The organism is Streptomyces sp. NPDC050263 (assembly GCF_040655955.1).
Taxonomy (GTDB): Bacteria; Actinomycetota; Actinomycetes; order Streptomycetales; family Streptomycetaceae; genus Streptomyces.
Window position 1 is genome coordinate 64,409 of sequence record NZ_JBFAKW010000004.1, and the last position, 19,877, is coordinate 84,285.

A 19,877-nucleotide genomic window follows, 5' to 3' on the forward strand; every position below is an offset into this window, starting at 1 on the left:
CCTGGGGGCTGCCGCCCCCAGACCCCCGCTGTCGGCCTGAACGGCCTCGTCCTCAAACGCCGGACGGGCTGAGTTGCCGTGACCGGGGCTGGAAAGTCGCCCCGGCCGCTCAAAGGTCGCCCCGGCCGCTTGAGGAGACCTCAGCCTGCTACCGACACCGACGGCTCGCCGGACATGACGCCGTCCGCCTCCATCAGTTCGGCCAGCTTCATCGCTTCCTCGATCAGGGTCTCGACGATCTTCGACTCCGGGACGGTCTTGATGACCTCGCCCTTGACGAAGATCTGGCCCTTGCCGTTGCCGGAGGCCACGCCGAGGTCGGCCTCCCGGGCCTCGCCGGGGCCGTTCACGACGCAGCCCATGACGGCCACGCGGAGGGGGACCTCCATGCCGGTGAGGCCTGCGGTGACCTCCTCCGCCAGCTTGTAGACGTCGACCTGGGCCCGGCCGCAGGACGGGCAGGAGACGATCTCCAGGCCGCGCTGCCTGAGGTTCAGGGACTCCAGGATCTGGTTGCCGACCTTGACCTCCTCCACCGGAGGGGCGGAGAGCGAGACGCGGATGGTGTCGCCGATGCCCTGGGAGAGGAGGGCGCCGAAGGCCACCGCCGACTTGATCGTGCCCTGGAAGGCCGGTCCGGCCTCGGTGACGCCGAGGTGGAGGGGGTAGTCGCACTGTGCGGCGAGCTGCCGGTACGCCTCGACCATGATCACCGGGTCGTTGTGCTTGACCGAGATCTTGATGTCCCGGAAGCCGTGCTCCTCGAAGAGGGACGCCTCCCAGAGCGCCGACTCGGCCAGGGCCTCGGGGGTCGCCTTGCCGTACTTCTGGAGGAGGCGGCGGTCCAGCGAGCCGGCGTTGACGCCGATGCGGATCGGGGTGCCGTGGTCGTTCGCGGCGCGCGCGATCTCCTTGACCTTGTCGTCGAACTGCTTGATGTTGCCGGGGTTGACGCGGACCGCCGCGCAGCCCGCCTCGATCGCGGCGAAGACGTACTTCGGCTGGAAGTGGATGTCCGCGATCACCGGGATCTGCGACTTGCGGGCGATCGTCGACAGGGCGTCGGCGTCGTCCTGGGTCGGGCAGGCCACCCGGACGATCTGGCAGCCGGACGCGGTCAGCTCCGCGATCTGCTGGAGGGTCGCACCGATGTCCGACGTACGCGTGGTCGTCATCGACTGCACGGAGACCGGGGCGTCTCCGCCCACTGCCACGGTTCCGACCTGGATCTGCCGGCTCTTGCGGCGCTCGGCGAGCTTGGTCGGAACGGACGGCATGCCGAGAGAAATCGCAGTCATCTGCTGTGCAACCCCAAGTTGTGGATCAAGGTCCGGTCCCGGAACGGCGGGCTCCAAGCCTTGAGATTACGCCACGGACGTGAACGGAGAGCACACAGCGTCCCAAGGGTTCACCCGATGGTGCCCGACGGCAGCGGGCCGGGCATGACGACCGAACCAGAGGACATGATCTCCGGCTCGTCGCCACGCCCGGCCCCGGCCCGACACGGTCAGATCCGCCCCGGCGCGGTCTGGCTCAGAAGCCCAGTTTCCAATGCTGGTAATTGCCACCGTTGCAATCCTGCATGTAGGCGCTGCCGCCGCGGTTGCTGTCCAGGCACCACTGCCGCTTCTTGAGCTGAACATTGTCCCAGCCCGATCCGTCCGCCCCCCACACCTGGCCCGCGCCGGGCGTCTGCCCCGCCCCGACACCCTCACAGGGGACGGTGGCGAGCACCAGGGACGGATAGTCGTTCGAGTACAGGCAGCGCTGGGTCGCCTTGTTCACGATCTGCACCTCGTCAAAGGCGCTGTGCCCCTTGTAGACCACGGTCCACCTCTGGTAGTCGTTGCCCTGGTCGCAGGGGTTTGTGTAGACCTGGCCCACACTGTTGCTGTCCAGACAGCGCCCGGTCTCCCAGTTACGCAGGATGTCCGTCTTTACGTAGATACCGCCCGCGGCAGACGCGGTGTTCGCGTTCATGAACGCGAACCCCAGCGACAGGGTCACAGCGAGCGCCCCTGTCCACCGGCGGCGCGACGACAGCCCCAGGCCCGCAGTCCGGGTGGGCGCCTGCACATCAGCCGCGCGGACCACGTCCGGCCTCTTCATGTCCAGCATGTTCGATGTCCTCGTGCTTTCTCTCGATGTCGACATGCCAGACCGCCATCCTGATCCATCGGTTCCACTCGTTGGCCAGTTGCCGCCTCGAACGCCCTTCGGAGCAGCGGAACTTGGCCACATCACGCCATCCATGCCATGCAAACAACCCCGCGCCCTTCGCCCACGTGAGGTACGCGAGCAAGGGGCGCGGGGTCACAGCCGCCACCACAGAGAACGGCCGATTTCTAACTGATCCTGACCGGATTGACGACATCTGCGATCAGGACGAGGACCGTGAAGCAGATAAAGATTCCGGCCACCACGTACGCCACCGGCATCAGCTTCGCCACGTCGAACGGGCCCGGGTCGGGGCGGCGCAGGACCTTGGCGAGGTTGCGGCGCAGCGACTCCCACAGGGCGCCCGCCATGTGCCCGCCGTCCAGGGGCAGCAGCGGGAGCATGTTGAAGAGGAAGAGGGAGAGGTTGAAGCCGGCGACCAGCATCACGGCCAGGGCGAGCTGCTGCGAGGCCGGGATGTCCAGGGTGAAGATCTCGCCGCCGACGCGGGCCGCGCCGACCACGCCCATGGGTGAGTCGGGCTCGCGGGGCGCGCCGTCGAAGGCCGCGTTCCACAGGGCCGGGATCTTGCTGGGCAGGGCGGCCAGGGAGTCGACGGCCTCGCCGACCCGGTCGGTCATCCAGGACACCGAGTCGCCGAAGTCCTGCTTGACGACGCCGGTGGCCGAGCTGAAGCCGAGGAAGCCGGCCTTGACGTACTCGCCCTGGACGTACGCCCCGTCGCCGTCCTTCTTCGCGACCTGGTTGGTGGCGATCTTCGCGTGCAGGGTCACTTCCTGGCCCTTGCGGTCGACGACGATGGCCACTTCCTTGCCGGCGCTGACGCGGATCAGGTCGGAGAGGGTGTTCCAGTCGTCCGTACGCCGGCCGGCGAAGGAGACGATCTCGTCGCCCGGCTTCATGCCGGCGGCCGCGGCCGGGGAGGCCGGGTCGGTCGACTTGCACGCGTCACGGTTCTCGGTCTGGGAGATGACGCACGGGGAGATCGAGCTGACCGTGGTGGTCTGCTGCTGGATGCCGAAGCCCATCAGGACCGTGAGGAACAGGGCCACCGCGAGCACCAGGTTCATGAACGGGCCCGCGAACATCACGATGAACCGCTTCCACGGCTTGCGGGTGTAGAACATGCGGGTCTCGTCGCCCGGCTGGAGCTCCTCGTAGGCGGCCGAGCGGGCGTCCTCGATCATGCCGCGCCAGGGTGACGTGGAGCGGGCGGTGATCTTGCCGTCGTCGCCCGGCGGGAACATTCCGATCATGCGGATGTAGCCGCCGAAGGGGATCGCCTTGACGCCGTACTCGGTGTCGCCCTTCTTGCGGGAGAAGATCGTCGGGCCGAAGCCGACCATGTACTGCGGCACGCGGATGCCGAAGTACTTGGCGGTGGACAGGTGTCCCAGCTCGTGCCAGGCGATCGAGAAGAGCAGGCCGACCGCGAAAATGACTATGCCGAGGATCATCATCAGGGCTGTCATGCACGCGCCTCCGCAGTAGCCGTCAGTTCCTGGGCCCGGGCCCGTGCCCAGGTCTCCGCATCGAGGACGTCCGACACGGTCAGTGAAGTTCCCGTGACCGGCGTGCCGTGCTCCTCCACGACCCGGGTGACGGTCTCCATGATCCCGTTGAACGGGAGCGCGCCCTTTCGGAACGCCTCCACGCACTCCTCGTTGGCGGCATTGAACACCGCCGGGGCCGTGCCCGCGAGCTCGCCCACGTGCCGGGCGAGGTTCACCGAGGGAAAAGCCTCGTTGTCGAGCGGGAAGAACTCCCAGGTCGACGCCCTGCTCCAGTCGAAGGCGGGCGCCGCCTCTGGGACGCGCCGGGGCCAGCCGAGGCCGATGGCGATGGGCCCGCGCATGTCGGGGGGCGTCGCCTGGGCCAGTGTCGATCCGTCCGTGAACTCAACCATCGAGTGGACATACGACTGCGGGTGCACGACCACCTCAATCCGCGAGAAGGGAATGTCGTAGAGGAGGTGCGCCTCGATGACTTCCAGCCCTTTGTTGACCAGCGTCGCGGAGTTGATCGTGATGACCGGGCCCATGGACCAGGTGGGGTGGGCGAGGGCGTCCTCGACGGTGACGTTCGCCAGTTCCGCCTTGGTGCGGCCGCGGAAGGGGCCGCCGGAGGCGGTGACGACCAGTTTGCGGACGTCGGCGCGGGTGCCGGCGGCCAGGGACTGGAAGAGCGCCGCGTGCTCGGAGTCCACCGGGATGATCTGGCCGGGCTCGGCCAGCGCCTTCACCAGCGGGCCGCCGACGATCAGCGACTCCTTGTTGGCGAGCGCGAGGGTGCGGCCCGCCTCCAGGGCGGCGAGGGTGGGCGCGAGGCCGATGGAGCCGGTGATGCCGTTCAGGACGGTGTGACAGTCGGCGGCGGCGAGCTGGGCGGCCGCGTCCGGGCCGGCCAGGATCTCCGGGAGCGGCTCCCCCGCCCCGTACTCGGCGGCGAGCGCCTCGCGCAGGACGGGTATGACGTCCTCGCGGGCGACCGCGACGGTCCGCACCCGCAGCCGGCGGGCCTGCTCGGCGAGGAGCGCGACCCGGCCGCCGTTGGCGGACAGGCCGGTCACCCGGAACCGGTCCGGGTTGCGCAGCACGAGGTCGATGGCCTGGGTGCCGATCGAACCCGTGGAGCCGAGGATCACGACGTCCTTGGGGCCGTCGCCCGCGACGGGATCGTAGACGAGGTGCGGGTCGGCCAGGGCAGGGGCCGAAAGCCCCGTCGTCCGCCCGGAGGGCGGGCCCTGCGGCGTCAGGTGCGTGCTCTCGGCGCCTGGGGGGGGTGGACTGTCACTCATGCCCCCCATTGTCGCCGCACGGGGCGGTCGCCGGGACAGGGTGTCCCCCCAAGGGGGACACCCTGCGCTCTGGTGTGCGGTCGGTCACCTGATCGGGCGGTGGACGTTCTCCCGTTCGCTCGGGCCGGGGACCGCCTCGGCGATCCAGGGGCCTTCGCCCGAGGGGTCGACGATGCCCTGTTCCAGCCACTCGTAGGCGCCCGCCATGACGCCCTTGACGACCTTGCGATCCACGCCGTCGGTGTTGCTCCACAGGCGGGTGAAGAGCTCGTCGACGCGGACGCGGGACTGACGGCAGAAGGCGTCGGCGAGCTGGTAGGCCTCGCGACCGTGCTCGCCGCGCGAGCGCAGCAGTTCCGCGCGCACACAGGCCGCGCTCATCGCGAACAGCTCCGCGCCGATGTCGACGATCCGACCGAGGAAGCCCTGCTTGGTCTCCATCCGGCCCTGCCAGCGCGACATGGCGTAGAACGTGGAGCGGGCGAGCTTGCGGGCGTGCCGTTCGACGTAGCGCAGGTGCGGGGAGAGGTCGACCCCGCCGTTCTTGAACTCGCCGAAGGTGCCCGGCAGCTGGCCGGATCCCGCCACCAGCTTCGGCAGCCACTTGGCGTAGAACACGCCGGCGTTCGCGCCCGCCTTCGCCTTGTCCTGGAGGGACTTGTCGGGGTCGATGAGGTCGCCGGCGACCGAGAGGTGGGCGTCGACGGCCTCACGGGCGATCAGGAGGTGCATGATCTCCGTCGAGCCCTCGAAGATGCGGTTGATGCGCAGATCGCGCAGGACCTGTTCGGCCGGTACCGCGCGTTCTCCGCGGGCGGCGAGCGACTCGGCCGTCTCGAAGCCGCGGCCGCCGCGGATCTGGACGAGTTCGTCGGCCATCCGCCAGCCCAGCTCGGAGGCGATGAGCTTGGCCAGCGCGCCCTCGATGCGGATGTCGTTGCGGTCCTCGTCGGCCATCTGGGAGGAGAGGTCCAGGACGGCTTCCAGGGCGAAGGTCGTCGCGGCGATGAAGCTGATCTTCGCGCCCACCGCCTCGTGGTGGGCGATCGGCTTGCCCCACTGCTCGCGCGCCGCCGACCACTCGCGGGCGATCTTCAGCGACCACTTGCCGGCGGCCACGCAGGACGCGGGCAGCGAGAGCCGGCCGGTGTTGAGGGTGGTCAGGGCGATCTTCAGGCCCGTGCCCTCGGCGCCGATGCGGTTCGCGGCCGGGACCCGGACCTGGTGGAAGCGGGTGACGCCGTTCTCGATGCCGCGCAGGCCCATAAAGGAGTTGCGGTTCTCGACGGTGATGCCGGGCGAGTCCGTCTCCACGACGAAGGCGGTGATGCCGCCCTTGTGGCCCTCGCTCTTCGGCACCCGGGCCATCACCACCAGCAGGTCCGCGACGACGCCGTTGGTCGTCCAGAGCTTCACGCCGTCCAGGACGTAGTCGTCCCCGTCCGGCACCGCACTGGTCGCGAGGCGGGCCGGGTCGGAGCCGACGTCCGGCTCGGTGAGGAGGAAGGCGCTGATGGCGGTGGTGGCGCAGCGCGGCAGGAACCGCTGCTTCTGCTCGTCGGTGCCGAACTGCTTCAGCGGCTGGGGCACGCCGATCGACTGGTGCGCCGACAGCAGCACGCCGATCGCGGGGCTGGCCGAGCCGACCAGGGCGAGCGCCTTGTTGTAGTAGACCTGGGTGAGACCGAGGCCGCCGTACTTGGGGTCGATCTTCATACCCAGGGCGCCGAGCTCCTTGAGCCCGTTGATGACCTCGTCGGGGATGCGGGCCTCGCGCTCGATGCGGGCGGCGTCCACCTTCGTCTCGCAGAAGTCGCGGAGTTTGGTCAGGAACTGCTCGCCGCGCCGGACGGCCTCCTCGGAGGGCACCGGGTGGGGGTGGATGAGGTCGAGGCGGAAGCGTCCCAGGAACAGTTCCTTGGCGAAGCTGGGCTTGCGCCAGTCCTGCTCCCGGGCGGCCTCGGCGACCTGGCGGGCCTCGCGCTCGGTGACGGTGGGTTTCTTGAGGGGTGGTGCGGACATGAGGCTCACCTCGCCGCGAATCGGGATCTCGGACCACATTGGTTACCGATGAGTGCTACTCGATCGTTGGTACCCGATCCGGGGCGAGGTGGCCACCCCGCACGCGGGGGTTCAGCCGATGGCGACCGAGCAGGACCTGGTGTCCAGACGGCCCGTTCCCTTGCAGACCTCGGTGCCGGACTCGATGCCGGAGACGTAGTTGTCGTTGCTCGGCAGCTTGCGCCGAACGAGTGCCTGGGTGAAGTCGTCCCGATCGAGGGTGGCCTCGGTGGTGTTGGCGCGGCGGACGAAGGCGAAGACCTTCCAGCCGATGTCTGCCTGGTAGATGTCCCACATCGCGCCGCCCAGGCCGGCGCTGCCGTACTTGGCGCCCAGCGGGCCCGCGCCGCCCTGGCCCCCACCGACAAGGGTGGGGGCGACGGTGGCGATTGAGCCAGATCTCGGCTTCTCCCCCAGCCGTAGCCGGGAGCGCTCTGTCCTCGCGGGTTGAGCTCTCTGCTTCATCGCCAGCCGCGGACCCGGATGAACGGCAAGGGTCGGAGTGCGGACCATCGGTCTTACGTCAGCTCCACAGACCTGACGTTCCGCCAGCCCGGCGGCAGGCCTGGCCGACTGCGTTGACGTCGATCAGAGCGCTCCGACGACATCACCCCTTGCGCACGGTGGAGCGCGCAGCGCAACGATCGCCACCCCGCGCGATTCGCGCACGACGGCGTAGCCACACCGCTCGACTCGCCCGCCTCGGCGACGGTGACGCCTGCGGCGGCCGCGAGGGCGACCGCGGCGGCGGTGAGCGCCCTGGCCTTCTTCGACAGGCGGGGACGACGGTGCCGCACGGGGGTCCTTCCGGGGGCGGATCGTGCTTACGTGACTCCAGTGGCCGCCGGGGCCGGAACAGGTTGCCGTACCCTTCTCCACCAATCCCCCGCAACTCGCTGTCGAAGCGCTTCGACAACCTATGGACACCCACTCCCGCTAGAGCTACTGTCGAACCACCCTCACCCGCCCCTGTTCGCAATGCGCACTGTCGAAGCGCTTCACAAAACTTGGAGAGCTGGATGGTCACCCTCGCCGAGGTCGCCCAGCACGCCGGAGTCTCGGCGAGCACGGTGAGCTATGTCCTCAGTGGCAAGCGGTCCATCTCCACGACCACCCGGCAGCGGGTCGAGCAGAGCATCCGCACGCTCGGCTACCACCCGAACGCGGGCGCCCGCGCGCTGGCCAGCAGCCGGTCGAACATCATCGCGCTGATGATCCCGCTGCGCACCGACATGTACGTGCCGGTGATGATGGAGATCGCCATCGCGGTGGCCACCAGTGCGCGGAGCCACGGCTACGACGTCCTGCTGCTCACCGGCGAGGAGGGTCCCGACGCCGTCCGTCGCGTCACCGGCAGCGGGCTCGCCGACGCGATGATCCTGATGGACGTCGAACTCGACGACGAGCGGCTGCCGTTGCTGCGCTCCACCGACCAGCCGTCCGTGCTGATCGGGCTGCCGGCCGACACCTTGGGCCTGACCTGCGTGGACCTCGACTTCGCGGCGACCGGCGCGCTGTGCGTGGAGCATCTGGCGACGCTCGGCCACCGCGACATCGCTGTCATCGGCGAGGCGCCGGCGGTCTACGAACGGCACACCGGCTTCGCCGAGCGCACGCTCGACGGACTCCGGTACCGGGCCAGGGAGTTGGGCCTGCGGCTGCTGCACCGCCCCTGTGAGGGCGGGTACGACGCGATGGCCGTGACACTGGCCCGGGTGCTCGACGAACGGCCCGGCACCACCGGATTCGTCGTGCAGAACGAGTCGGCGGTCGAGCCGCTGCTCGCGCTGCTGCGCCAGCAGGGCCGGGCCGTGCCGGAGGACGTGTCGGTGGTGGCGATCTGCCCCGACCAGGTCGCCGTCCAGGCCTCGGTGCGGCTGACCTCGGTCGCCATCCCCGCGCAGGAGATGGGCCGGCACGCCGTGGAACGCCTGGTGGCCAAGCTGGAGGGCCGCGGCAGCGACGAAGTCGTGCTGATCTCCCCCGAGTTGACGGTCCGGGCGAGCACGGGACCGGCGCCCGCCGCTTCCTGACCCCGCCCGGCCTGCGCGACCTGCCCGACCTGCCTGACCCGCCTGGCTTCCCCGACCTGCCTGACGCCGGGCCGCACCAGCAGTGCCTCAGGGCACCCCCATGTCTGCACCCCTTCTGCCTGCACCACTTCTGCCTGCACTCCTTCAAGGGAGCACCCCACGTGAACCAGCCTGTCGAACACCAGTCTCAGGTCAGTCTCGCGCAGTCGTCGCCCACCGTCGGCATCTTCCGTGAGCGCGGCGGCGCGCTGGAGTGGAGCGGCCGCCAGGAGACCCTGCGCGTCGAGCCGTGGGGTCCGGACGCCGTCCGGGTGCGGGCCCGGCTCGGCGGGCCGATCCTCGACGGGCTGCCGGGCGCACTGCTCGACGAGCCGCCGGCCACCGAGAGCAGCGTCAAGATCGTCGACGGCGAAGGGCAGTTGACGGTCGGCGCGCTGACCGTCGAGGTGAACGCCGAGGGGCTGATCCGCTTCCTGCGCACCGACGACGGCGCGGAGATCCTGGCCGAGGACCGCGCCCACTTCTGGTGGCCGGGCTCGCGCCTCTACACGGCCGTCGGCAACGGCCACCACCGGCTGGAGCAGCGCTTCGCCGCCTACGACGACGAGAAGCTGTACGGGCTCGGCCAGCACCAGCACGGCCGACTGGACCAGAAGGGCCTGGTCCTGGATCTGATCCAGCGCAACGCCGAGGTCGGCATCCCGGTGCTGACCTCCAGCCGCGGCTACACGCTGCTGTGGAACAACCCGGCGATCGGCCGGGTCGAGCTGGCCGGCAACGGCACCCGCTGGGTCGCGGACTCGGCCCGCCAGATCGACTACTGGATCACCGCCGGCGCCCCGGCCGACGCCCAGCGCCGCTACAGCGCGGCCACCGGCCGTACGCCGATGCTGCCGGAGTGGGCGGCCGGCTTCTGGCAGTGCAAGCTGCGCTATCGCACGCAGGACGAACTCCTCGGCGTGGCCCGGGAGTACAAGCGCCGGGGCCTGCCCCTGGACGTCATCGTCTGCGACTTCTTCCACTGGACGCACCTGGGCGACTGGAAGTTCGACCTCGGCGAGTGGCCCGACCCGGCGGCGATGGTCCGGGAGCTGGAGGAGCTCGGCGTCAAGCTGGTCGTGAGCGTCTGGCCGTCGGTGTCGCCGTTGAGCGAGAACCACCAGCTGATGGAGCAGCGCGGCTACCTCATCGGCACGCAGTACGGTCCGATGGCGCACGCCGACTGGCCGGACAAGGGGGTCGCCTCGACGGTCCAGGTGGCGTTCTACGACGCGACGAACCCCGAGGCCCGGGAGTTCGTGTGGTCGCGGATCCGCGACAACTACCTCGCCCCGTACGGGATCACCGCGTTCTGGCTGGACGCCTGCGAGCCCGAGCTGAAGCCCGGCTTCCAGGAGAACCTGCGCTACTGGGCGGGCCCGGGTCTGGAGGTCGGCAACGTCTACCCGGCCGACAACGCCCGCACGTTCTACGACGGGCTGCGCGCGTCCGGCTCCGGGGACGACGAGATCATCACCCTGAACCGCTCGGCGTGGGCGGGCAGTCAGCGTTACGGGGCGGCCCTGTGGTCCGGTGACATCGGCGCCGACTTCCCGACCCTGCGCCGGCAGATCGCGGCCGGTCTCAACACCGCGCTGTCCGGCATCCCGTGGTGGAACACCGACATCGGCGGCTTCCACGGCGGCGACCCGGACGACCCGGCGTACCGGGAGGTGATGGTCCGCTGGTTCCAGTTCGGGGCGCTGTCCCCGCTGATGCGGCTGCACGGCTTCCGCGACCCGGGCATGCCGCTGGGCCCGGACATGACCGGCGGCCCGAACGAGGTGTGGTCGTACGGCGACGAGGCCGGCGCGGTCCTGGAGAAGTACCTGCGGCTGCGCGAGCGGCTCAGGCCGTACGTCCTTCAGGTGATGCGGGAGGCGCACGAGGAGGGGCTGCCGCCGATGCGGCCGCTGTTCCTGGAGTTCCCGGACGACCCGGCGACCTGGTCGGTGGACGACTCCTACCTGTTCGGCCGGGACCTGCTCGTCGCCCCGGTGCTCACGGCGGGCGCCACGGCCCGCACGGCCTACCTTCCGGCGGGCGCGACCTGGACGGACGCGTGGACGGGCGACACGTACGAGGGCGGCACGGCGGTGACGGTCGACGCCCCGCTGGACCGTCTCCCGCTGTTCCTGCGGGACGGGGCGCGGCTGCCGGTGGCCGAATAGTCACCAGGAGCGGGTGAACACCCGTGTGACAGAAGGGGGTCGGTGGGGTAGAGGGCTGGGATCCGCTACCTCCACCGCTCCACGAAAGGGTGTTCGCCGTGTTCGCCGCGTCCGCTGTGTCCTCCGCGTCCTCCGGCTCCGTCCCGCTCCCCGTCCCCCTCCCGCTCGCCCTGGCCAATCTGCTCCTCAGACCGGGGTTCTCCTCCCGCCGCACCCCCGACCCCGTCTTCGACCGGCTGGCCGCCGACGCCGGCCCGGTGGACGCGGGCTTCTCCGACGACTTCCGGCTGCTGCTCGACCACTGGGCCCGGGACGAGAACCTCACCCCGGTCGGCTGGATGTCGGCGCAGGGCCATGTCCGCAGACATCTCGCCAACCGGGCCCGGGTCCGGCGGCTGATCGCCGAGCACCCCGAGATCGCGCGGGAACCCATCGAGCGGCCGGTGTTCGTCGTCGGCCTGCCGCGCACCGCCACCACGCTCACCCACGGGGTGCTGTCCCTGTCGGAGCAGCACCGATGTCCCCTGTTGTGGGAGTTACTGACACCGGATCTGGAGGGCACGCCCGAGCAGCGCCGGAAGGCGGTCCGGGCCGCGCGTCTGATGGTCGGCGGCATCGACCTCTTCGCACCGCGCTACCGCGACATCCATCCGCTGGTCGCGGAGGGCCCCGAGGAGTGCACCTTCGCCCTCCCGCACACGATCATGCCGCTGTCCCAGGCCCGTATCCCCGCGTACCGGGCGGCGCTCGACGCGCGGGACTTCGTCCCCGACTACGCGTACCTCAAGCAGATCTACCAGGTGCTCCAGTACGGGCGGCCGCGGCGACGCTGGGTGCTGAAGTCGCCGCTGCACACCGGCAACCTCGACGCGCTGCTCGCCGTCTTCCCCGATGCCACGCTCGTGTGGACGCACCGTGAACCGGCGGCCGTCGTGGCGTCCTTCTGCAGTCTGATCGAGCACGGGATGGCCATCACGCTGCGCCCGCTCGACCTGCACGGCCTCGGCGCGACCTGGCTGGAGCTGCTGAGCGACTCCGCGCGGCGCGGCCTCGCCGCCCGGGCCTCGATCCCCCGCGAGGCGCTCGTCGACGTCCCCTACTCCTGGCTGGGCTCCGATCCGGCGAGCGGCGCCCCCAAGCTCTACGACGCCGTCGGCGCCCCGTGGACCGAGGCCGACGCGGCGCGGCTCCCGCGGGTCGCGGCCCGGCCCAAGGGCGCCCGGCCGCACAGCTACGACCTGTCCCGGTACGGACTGACCCGCGCCGACGTCGACTCGGCGTTCGCCGAATACGACGCGCTGCGCGCCGAGGTCGACCGGGTGTAGGGACGGCCGGCCTCGGCGCGCCGTCCGTCAGCTGCTGCTGACGGTCAGGTTGTTGGTCACGAAGTCCAGCCCGCCCGAGGACGAGGTGATCTCGAAGCCGAACTGCACGTCACCGATGGTCTCGTTGCCGAACCAGCCCTTCGTGTCCTTGATCCACTTGAGGATCGGGAGGATGTTGACGGTGCCGGACGACGAGTCGGACGTGCGCAGGAACGAGAACACCTCGTTCGCGCCGTTGTCGCCCTTGTAGACGGTCCAGGTGTGGCCGCCGAGGGTGACATTGCCCTGGGAGGTGCCGAGGGGGCCGACGGCTCCGTTGTAGTTGACCCAGAGCATGATCTCGTAGTCGTAGTCGGTGTCCCAGATGTCGTACGACGTGTTGTAGGCGCCGGACGACGGGACCGTGACGTTGTAGCCGCTGGAGAGCGAGCCGAGCGAGGTGATCGTCTTGTTGATCACCTTCTTGGAGTTGGGGTACGACTTGATGCCGCCGGTGTTCGGGTGGTTGGCCCAGACGCCCCAGTTGGTGCCGGAGTTCGCCCAGACGCACTGGCTGCCGGCGCCGGAGCCCCAGATGTCGTTGTAGAGGGTGTAGCCGTTCAGGCTGGTGTTGCCCCACTGATCGCAGGAGCTCCAGACGGCGGCCGAGGCGGGGGCGGAGGCCGCTGTGACGGTGACGCCGAGAGCGAGTGCGGGGGCGAGCAGTGCCTTGGCGACCTTGCTGCGGGTGCGTGTTGCCATGGTGTCCCTTCCATGGGTGGGGGGAAGTGCGGTGTCTTTCATGGGGGGGTTGCCGCGTCCCCAGGTGAGGACGTGGTCTTCTCCGGCGACCAGGTCGAGGAACTCCTTGTCGTCGGCGGAAGTCCTCAGTTCGATGCGGTGGGTGCGGTGCGGGCGGACGACCGCGCGTGCGCCGTCGGGGTCCCAGGCGAGGTCGACTTCCGCGCCGAACCGGGTGCGGACGCCCCGGAGTTCGCCCGAGGGAGTCGCGGCGGTGAGCGCGGGCAGCAGGACCAGCCGGTCGGGGGTCGACTGGACGAGCGCCTCGACGAGCACGGCGGGGAGGGTGTGCGCGGCGTCCGCGTTGTAGACGTCCCGGCGCGGGTAGTGGGCGCTCATCAGGGAGGCGTGGAAGAAGTCGCCGTCCAGGACGCTTCCGAGGGCGTCGGCGACCCGCCGGCCGTCGCGCAGCCGGGCCGCGATCAGGGCGTGGTGGAGATGGCCGTGCGCGGAGTCGTTCTCGGCTCCGCGCAGTTCCAGGGCGCGGTGGGCGGCGGCCGCGAGGTCCGGGGTGTCGTAGGGGGTGATCTCGTCGAGCGGCCAGACGCCGTAGAGATGGCTGAGGTGGCGGTGGTCGTAGGTGTCGTCGAGGCCGGGCCGGGCCCATTCGGCGAGCGCGCCGTCGGCGTTGACCCGGTGGGGTGGGAGGCGGTCGGCGAGGGCCAGCCATCCGGGCGCCCGGTCGGGGTGGTAGGCGGCGGCGGTGCGCAGTGCGTGCCGGGCGGCGGAGAGGTCCATAGCCGCGTTGAGGGTCCCCCGACCGGCGCTCGCCGGACGGTTCTCGGGCGAGTAGGAGGGGACGACGACGAGTCGGCCGTCGGCGTCGGTGCGGGTGAGGAAGTCCTCGTAGAACAGGGCGACTTCGGCGAGGGCGGCGGCGGTGCGCGGGTCGCGGTCGCCACGGGCCTCGTCGTGGTCGACGAGCGGTTTGAGCAGCCAGTCGGCCCCGGCGGTCCACAGGTGGAGGGGGTACTCGCGGCTGAAGTGGTACGTCAGCCCGGACTCGCCGTCGCTGTGCGCGGGCGCGACCGCGCCCCGGGCGCCGAAGACGGCGCGGGCGTTCTCCCGCCAGTCGTCGAACTGACGGTGGATCAACTCGGCGAGGGCGTCGGTGACTTCGGGGAGTGCGGCGGCGGTGGCGGAGGCGGTCTGGAGGTTGACGTTGGCGTCGTTGGTGAACGCTCCGGACCAGGCGGTGTCCCAGTCGCCGGTCCACAGGCCGGGCAGCCGGGGCGGGTTGAGGCCGGAGGAGGACAGCAGGTGGTAGCGGCCGGAGGCGAAGAGGCGCTCCAGGAGGGCCGTGCTGCGGGGGCGTTCCAGCAGTTCGGAGCCGGGGAGGGCACGTTCGGCCGGGTCGGCGTGCAGGTCGAGACGGACGCGGTCGTAGGCGGTGCGGTGGCGGGCGAGGTGGCGGTCGAGCAGGTCGTCGTAGCGGTGCGGCAGGGCGCTCAGGGCGCGCTGTTCGCGGGTGACGTCGAACTCGCCGGTGTGCCGGTGCACGCGGGTGAGCAGCAGGACGGACTCGGCGCCGGTGACCCGCACGCCGGGGTGGACGGGTTCGGTGCGGCCGCCGCCGGCGACGACGAGGGTCACGCCCGTGTACGCGCGGTCGCTGTCCGGGTAGCGGGCGCGCAGGGTGAGCAGCGCGCCGTCCGGGGTGAGGACCGCGCCCTGTCCGACGGCGAGGTCGTCGGGTGCGCCCGGGAGCCGGTGGTCCAGGGAGACGTCCAGGTCGAGGCCGGTGACCTGCTGGACGATCACGTCGTCGGCGCGGGAGACGAAGACCCGGCTCGCGCCGCTCACGCGGCCGGCGGTGGTCTCGCCGGTGGTGAAGTCCACGGTGCGCAGGTAACGGCGGTGGCGGCGCGGCTCGGTCGAGGGCGTTCGGCACAGCCGTAGCTGGAAGGCCGGGTGGAAGGGCTGGACCCACTGCAGGGGGCGGTGGTCGGTGAAGCCTTCGGCGGCGGCCGTCTCGCCGGCCAGCAACTTGTCCTGGAGGGCCGGGAGTTCGGCGGCGAGCTCGGGCGGTCGGGCGTGTTCGGCGCCGTTGGGGCGGACCAGGGTGTGGTGGGTGACGACGACCCGGTCGTCGTACGGGTCGCCGAACACGAGGGCGCCGTGTCGGCCGTTGCCGCTGAGGAAGGCGTCCTCCCAGCGGGCGGCGGGCCGGTACTCCCAGGTTCCGTGCACGGGGCCGGTGGCGGTCGGGTCGCCGGTGACGAGGTTGTGGGGGACGTCGGTCACGGGCGCAGCACCGCCACGCCGTAGCGGCCGAGGGTGACCTCGTCCGTGAAGGTCGTCCCGGTCAGCAGGTCGTGGTGGGCGCCCGGGAGCCGGACGGTCACCGGGTCGCGGCCGTGGTGGAGCAGGAACAGCAGCTCGCCCCGGCGTACGGCCTCGACGCCCGGCGGGAGGCCGTCGAGGACCGGCCGGGCGCCCGCGTCGGCGGCGATGCGGGCGAGCAGCGTGCGGAAGGCGTCGGGCTCGGGGAGCGTGGAGACGTACCAGGCGCGGCCGTTGCGCAGCACGGCGGGCAGACCGTCGAGCTCGGCGCCCTTGTAGGCGGCCTCGACCGTGGCGTCCCCGGTCTGTTCCAGCTCCTCCGACCACAGGGTGCCGCGGAAGCCGTCGGTCTCGACGCGCTCGTCCGCGTCCAGCGGCCACCACTCGTGCAGGGTGCGGATGCCGAACAGCTCGCGCAGGCGGGCGTCCATGCCGCCGGGGCGGACCCGGTCGTCCGCGTCGGCCACGCCGGTGAGGAAGCCGGCCACGAGAGCGCCGCCGGCGTGGACGTGGGCGAGGAGGTTGTCGATCGCCGTGTCCGTCACGGCGTACAGCTGGGGGACGACGACCAGCTTGTAACCGGTGAGGTCGTGTTCGGGGTGGGCGAAGTCGGTGGCCAGACCGGCCTCCCACAGCGCGCGGTGCCAGGCGCGCAGCACGGCGGGGTGGTCGACCTCGTGGGAGAGGCGGCCTTCCTGGTCGCCCGCCCACCAGGCGTGCCAGTCGTGCAGGATCGCGATCTCGGCGGCGCTGTGGCTGCCGGTCACCTCGGCGGAGATCCTGGCCAGGTCGGCGCCGAGCCGCTTGATCTCCTGGTAGGTCCGGCCCTCCTCGCCCGCGTGGCTGACCATTGCGGAGTGGAACTTCTCCGCGCCCTGCCGGGACTGCCGCCACTGGAAGTAGCAGACGGCGTCCGCACCCCGGGCCACGGCCTGGAGCGACCAGAGCCGGTTGAGGCCGTGCGGCTTGGGATGGTTGACGCCCCGCCAGTTGACCGGTCCGGCGGCCTGTTCCATCAGCATCCACGGGCCGCGGGCCTGCGAACGGGTCAGGTCCTGGACGAGGGCGCCGTGCTGCGCGCCGAGCGGGTCACGCGGGTCGGGATAGAGGTCGACCGAGACGACGTCCTCCTCCTCGGCCCAGCGCCACGCGTCCTGGCCCACCCACAGCGGCATGAAGTTGGTGGTGACGGGGAGGTGCGGGGTGGCCCGGCGGACGATGTCCCGCTCGGCGGTGTAGCACTCCAGCAGCATGTCGGAGGTGAACCGCTTGAAGTCCAGCACCTGGCCGGGGTTCTTCATGTAGTGGGCGTGGCGGGGCGTGTGGATCTCGGCCCAGTCGCCGTAGCCCTGGCTCCAGAAGGCGGTGCCCCAGGCCTCGTTGAGGGCGGCGAGGTCGCCGTACCTCTCCCGGAGCCAGTCGCGGAAGCGGGCGGCGGCCTGCTCGCTCCAGTCGTAGGTGCAGTACTCGTTGTTGATGTGCCACATCGTGAGGGCCGGGTGGTCGCCGTAGCGGGCGGCGAGGTCCTCGGTGATGGCGGCGGCGTAGCGGCGGTAGGTGGCGCTGGAGTGCGAGAAGTGCTGGCGGCCGCCCCACCATTCGGTGCGGCCGTCCCTGTCGACGGGCAGGGTGTCGGGGTGCAGATGGCCCATCCACGGCGGCGGGGAGGCGGTGGGGGTGGCCAGGACGACGCCGACGTCGGCCGTGTGCATCAGGTCCATCAGGGTGTCGAGCCAGCCGAACTCCCGTGCACCCGGTGCCGGTTCGAGTTTCGCCCAGGAGAAGACGCCGAGGGTGACGGAGTTGACGCCGGCGGCCTTCATCAGGCGGACGTCCTCGTGCCAGGTCTCCTCGGGCCACTGCTCGGGGTTGTAGTCGCCGCCGAAGAGGATGCGGCCGCGGGTGGCGTCGCCGAGGGTGGGCCGCTTGTGTCCGGGCATCAGACGGGCTCCCCGTACTGGATGCCGCGTCCGTTGGTGGCGAGGTAGACCCGGCCGTGGACGCGCGGGTCGCCGACGATGATCTCGCCGGTCCAGCCCCACTGGTGGGCGTCGTCGTTGATCCGCACCCAGCTCTTCGCCCCGTCGTCGGAGCGGTAGACGGCGGTGATCGCCTCGGTCGAGCCGACCTGGTAGATCGCGGGGTAGTCCGCGCCGGCGGCGGCCTTGCCGAAGCCGAGGGTGTAGGAGGCCCGGCAGCTGTCGACCTCGGCGAAGGTCGCGCCGCCGTCGGTGGACCGGTAGAGCCCGTTCCACTTGGTGCTCAGCCACAGGTCGCCGGTGCGCCCGGGGGCCGCGACCAGCTTGAACTGGCTGTCCCCGAAGGGCAGTCCGGTCGCCCGCGCGGTGAAGGTGAGGCCGCTGTCGGTGCTGGCGAGCACGGTTGCGGCGTCCATGTCGTAGGCGTAGAAGACGGTCGGGTCGGCCGGGTCGGCGACCGGTGTGGCGCCCTTCGGGAAGGAGGCGATCTCGGTCCAGGTCGCGCCGTTGTCCGCCGAGCGGTGGGCGGGGTACCGGGTGCCGTCCCAGTGCACGAAGGACCACAGCAGCGCGCTGCCGTCGGCGTTCGTGGCGATCGGTCCGGGGGCTTCCTCGGCGAGGGCGGGCTGGGCCGTGAAGGGCGCCCAGGTCCGGCCGCCGTCCTCGGAGTACGCGCCGTTGCCGTGGTCGCCCCAGCCGGTGCGCACGACGTAGGAGGGCTTCGCAGCGGCCTGCGCGAGCCCGGTCGCCGACCCGAAGACGGGGTTCGTGGCCATGCCGCGCGAGGGCGAGGCCGTGAGCCGGTCGTGGTAGAGCACGCCGATGTCCCGCGACCCGCTGAGCAGGTGCGCCTCGCCGACCGGCGGCGACACCAGCTGGACGACGGACGCCTCCTCCAGGCCCCGGATCTGCGGCGCCCAGTGCTTCAGGTCCCGGGTGCCGTAGAGGGTGGCGCCGGTGCCGTGGACGAGGTGCTTCGAGTCGTACGGGTCGATGGCGACCGCCTGGATCCACCAGCCGAACTTGGGCGCGTCGGCGCCCCACTTGAGATAGGGCGTCTCGGAGACGTCGAGGACGGCGGAGTCCTTGAGGGACGTCCAGGTGCGGCCCCCGTCGGTCGTCCGGTACAGGGTGTCGACGGCCGCCCAGCGGTTGTTGGTGGAGACGACGACGGTGCCGGGGCGGCGGGCGTCGACGGCGACGCCGCCGTAGCCGAAGGCGTCGGTCCCGCCGGGCTCGACGGGAGTCACGTCCGTCCATGTGCCCTTGGTGACGGCCAGTTTGTGGACACTGCCGTCGGACTGGCCGTTGGGGCCGGGAGCGTTGGCGTACGTCACGTACAGCTCACGGGTGTGGCAGTCGTAGGCGGCGCGGACGGGCACCTTGGCGGCGGCGGCGCCGGCGGGGGCGCCCGGGACGGCCTCCCAGGTGACGCCGTCGGCGGCGGTGCGGTACAGGTTGGGCGTCGTCCCGTCGGAGTCGGCCCAGCCGGCGTAGAGGGTGCGGCCGACGGCGACGAGGAGACAGACGCCCTGCCCGGAGGCGGTGGGGGCGCCCGGGAAGCCGTCGGCGACGGCCCAAGTGGCTCCCCGGTCGGTCGACTTGAGTAGCCCGTCGTGGCGCGTGCCCAGCCACAGGGTGTCGCTGTCCCGCGGATCGACCAGCAGCCGCTCCCCCATGCCCCGGCCGTCCTCGTTCGCGCCGAGCTTCACGGTGAGGTCGGCACGGGTCCAGGTCGCGCCGCGGTCCTCGGAGCGCAGGACGGCTCCGTTGCCGGCCCAGGACCGGGCGTAGGCGCCGAGGGCGAGGTAGACGCGGTTCGGGTGCGCCGGGTCGACGGCGAGGGCCTCGACGCCGAGGAGGTTCCAGTCGTCCCAGCCGAGGTGATCGGTGAGCGGGGTCCAGCGGGCGGCTCTGTCGTCCCACCGGTAGGCGCCGCCGATGTCGGTGCGGGCGTAGGCGAGACCGCGGACGGCGGGGTGGAAGAGGACGCCGGTCACGAAGCCGGTGCCGCCGACCACGGCGTTGCGCCAGCGGTAGGCGGGGGCGCCCGCGCCGGCCGCGCGGGCCTGCGCTGCGGGGAGACTCGCGAGCGCGGCGGCGGCTGCGGTGCCGGCGAGGACGGTGCGGCGCGTGAGGTGGGTGACGTGCATGGAGTACCTCGGGTGGGTGAAGTGAGTTCGGGGACGTCCGGTCGCAGTTCGCCTGCGGATGATTCGTGGTTGCTCGCG

The 19,877-nt window shown here is 71.3% G+C and carries 12 protein-coding genes and 1 pseudogene; 3 read left to right on the forward strand and 10 right to left on the reverse strand.

The features are described 5' to 3' along the window. Positions 1-140: 140 nt before the first annotated feature. The 6 genes from ispG to AB0J04_RS02805 form a co-directional block, all read right to left on the reverse strand. Positions 141-1,298 (reverse strand): flavodoxin-dependent (E)-4-hydroxy-3-methylbut-2-enyl-diphosphate synthase, encoded by a 1,158-nt coding sequence (ispG, locus tag AB0J04_RS02780; protein WP_363166569.1) that lies wholly within the window; start codon positions 1,296-1,298, stop codon positions 141-143. A gap of 235 nt (positions 1,299-1,533) precedes the next feature. Next, positions 1,534-2,118, reverse strand: a complete 585-nt coding sequence (locus AB0J04_RS02785; protein WP_363166570.1) for an RICIN domain-containing protein — start codon at positions 2,116-2,118, stop codon at positions 1,534-1,536. Between the two features lie 227 nt (positions 2,119-2,345). Then, positions 2,346-3,650: a site-2 protease family protein gene (locus AB0J04_RS02790; RefSeq protein WP_363166571.1), complete on the reverse strand. Its 1,305-nt coding sequence runs from the start codon at positions 3,648-3,650 to the stop codon at positions 2,346-2,348. Further along, entirely contained in the window at positions 3,647-4,975 is a 1,329-nt protein-coding gene (dxr, locus tag AB0J04_RS02795; RefSeq protein WP_363166572.1) for a 1-deoxy-D-xylulose-5-phosphate reductoisomerase, read from the reverse strand. The genes AB0J04_RS02790 and dxr overlap by 4 nt, the downstream gene beginning before the upstream one ends. 84 nt (positions 4,976-5,059) lie before the next feature. After that, positions 5,060-6,997: an acyl-CoA dehydrogenase family protein gene (locus tag AB0J04_RS02800; RefSeq protein WP_363166573.1), complete on the reverse strand. Its 1,938-nt coding sequence runs from the start codon at positions 6,995-6,997 to the stop codon at positions 5,060-5,062. Positions 6,998-7,108: 111 nt separating this feature from the next. Beyond that, positions 7,109-7,501 (reverse strand): hypothetical protein, encoded by a 393-nt coding sequence (locus AB0J04_RS02805; RefSeq protein WP_363166574.1) that lies wholly within the window; start codon positions 7,499-7,501, stop codon positions 7,109-7,111. Positions 7,502-8,055: 554 nt separating this feature from the next. Between AB0J04_RS02805 and AB0J04_RS02810 the strand changes: the two genes are divergently transcribed. The 3 genes from AB0J04_RS02810 (at position 8,056) to AB0J04_RS02820 (ending at position 12,604) form a co-directional block, all read left to right on the forward strand. Beyond that, the gene (locus AB0J04_RS02810; protein ID WP_363166575.1) at positions 8,056-9,069 is read left to right on the forward strand and encodes a LacI family DNA-binding transcriptional regulator; all 1,014 of its coding nucleotides are present in this window, start codon (positions 8,056-8,058) and stop codon (positions 9,067-9,069) included. Between the two features lie 161 nt (positions 9,070-9,230). Next, entirely contained in the window at positions 9,231-11,279 is a 2,049-nt protein-coding gene (locus AB0J04_RS02815) for a glycoside hydrolase family 31 protein (RefSeq protein ID WP_363166576.1), read from the forward strand. Between the two features lie 98 nt (positions 11,280-11,377). Next, positions 11,378-12,604 (forward strand): sulfotransferase, encoded by a 1,227-nt coding sequence (locus AB0J04_RS02820; protein WP_363166577.1) that lies wholly within the window; start codon positions 11,378-11,380, stop codon positions 12,602-12,604. A gap of 27 nt (positions 12,605-12,631) precedes the next feature. On the opposite strand, the gene AB0J04_RS02825 is transcribed toward AB0J04_RS02820, so the two are convergent. The 4 genes and pseudogenes from AB0J04_RS02825 to AB0J04_RS02840 all read right to left on the reverse strand — a co-directional run bounded on the left by AB0J04_RS02825 (position 12,632) and on the right by AB0J04_RS02840 (position 19,799). After that, positions 12,632-13,345 (reverse strand): hypothetical protein, encoded by a 714-nt coding sequence (locus AB0J04_RS02825; protein ID WP_363166642.1) that lies wholly within the window; start codon positions 13,343-13,345, stop codon positions 12,632-12,634. Between the two features lie 57 nt (positions 13,346-13,402). Continuing rightward, a pseudogene (locus AB0J04_RS02830) lies at positions 13,403-15,628 on the reverse strand (glycoside hydrolase N-terminal domain-containing protein); the annotation flags it as partial. Then, a complete protein-coding gene (locus AB0J04_RS02835) occupies positions 15,625-17,607 on the reverse strand; it encodes a beta-galactosidase (RefSeq protein WP_363166578.1) in 1,983 nt (660 codons plus the stop codon). The gene AB0J04_RS02835 and the pseudogene AB0J04_RS02830, both read right to left, overlap by 4 nt. Further along, a complete protein-coding gene (locus AB0J04_RS02840) occupies positions 17,607-19,799 on the reverse strand; it encodes a 1,4-beta-glucanase (protein WP_363166579.1) in 2,193 nt (730 codons plus the stop codon). The genes AB0J04_RS02835 and AB0J04_RS02840 overlap by 1 nt, the downstream gene beginning before the upstream one ends. Positions 19,800-19,877: the final 78 nt, after the last annotated feature.

Bases quoted from the DNA above. Each gene is read 5' to 3' on its own strand.
- AB0J04_RS02785 (WP_363166570.1), bottom strand. From the start codon at position 2,118: ATGCTGGACATGAAGAGGCCGGACGTGGTCCGCGCGGCTGATGTGCAG.
- AB0J04_RS02790 (WP_363166571.1), bottom strand. From the start codon at position 3,650: ATGACAGCCCTGATGATGATCCTCGGCATAGTCATTTTCGCGGTCGGC.
- ispG (WP_363166569.1), bottom strand. From the start codon at position 1,298: ATGACTGCGATTTCTCTCGGCATGCCGTCCGTTCCGACCAAGCTCGCC.
- AB0J04_RS02800 (WP_363166573.1), bottom strand. From the start codon at position 6,997: ATGTCCGCACCACCCCTCAAGAAACCCACCGTCACCGAGCGCGAGGCC.
- AB0J04_RS02825 (WP_363166642.1), bottom strand. From the start codon at position 13,345: ATGGCAACACGCACCCGCAGCAAGGTCGCCAAGGCACTGCTCGCCCCC.
- AB0J04_RS02805 (WP_363166574.1), bottom strand. From the start codon at position 7,501: ATGAAGCAGAGAGCTCAACCCGCGAGGACAGAGCGCTCCCGGCTACGG.
- dxr (WP_363166572.1), bottom strand. From the start codon at position 4,975: ATGAGTGACAGTCCACCCCCCCCAGGCGCCGAGAGCACGCACCTGACG.
- AB0J04_RS02810 (WP_363166575.1), top strand. From the start codon at position 8,056: ATGGTCACCCTCGCCGAGGTCGCCCAGCACGCCGGAGTCTCGGCGAGC.
- AB0J04_RS02835 (WP_363166578.1), bottom strand. From the start codon at position 17,607: ATGCCCGGACACAAGCGGCCCACCCTCGGCGACGCCACCCGCGGCCGC.
- AB0J04_RS02840 (WP_363166579.1), bottom strand. From the start codon at position 19,799: ATGCACGTCACCCACCTCACGCGCCGCACCGTCCTCGCCGGCACCGCA.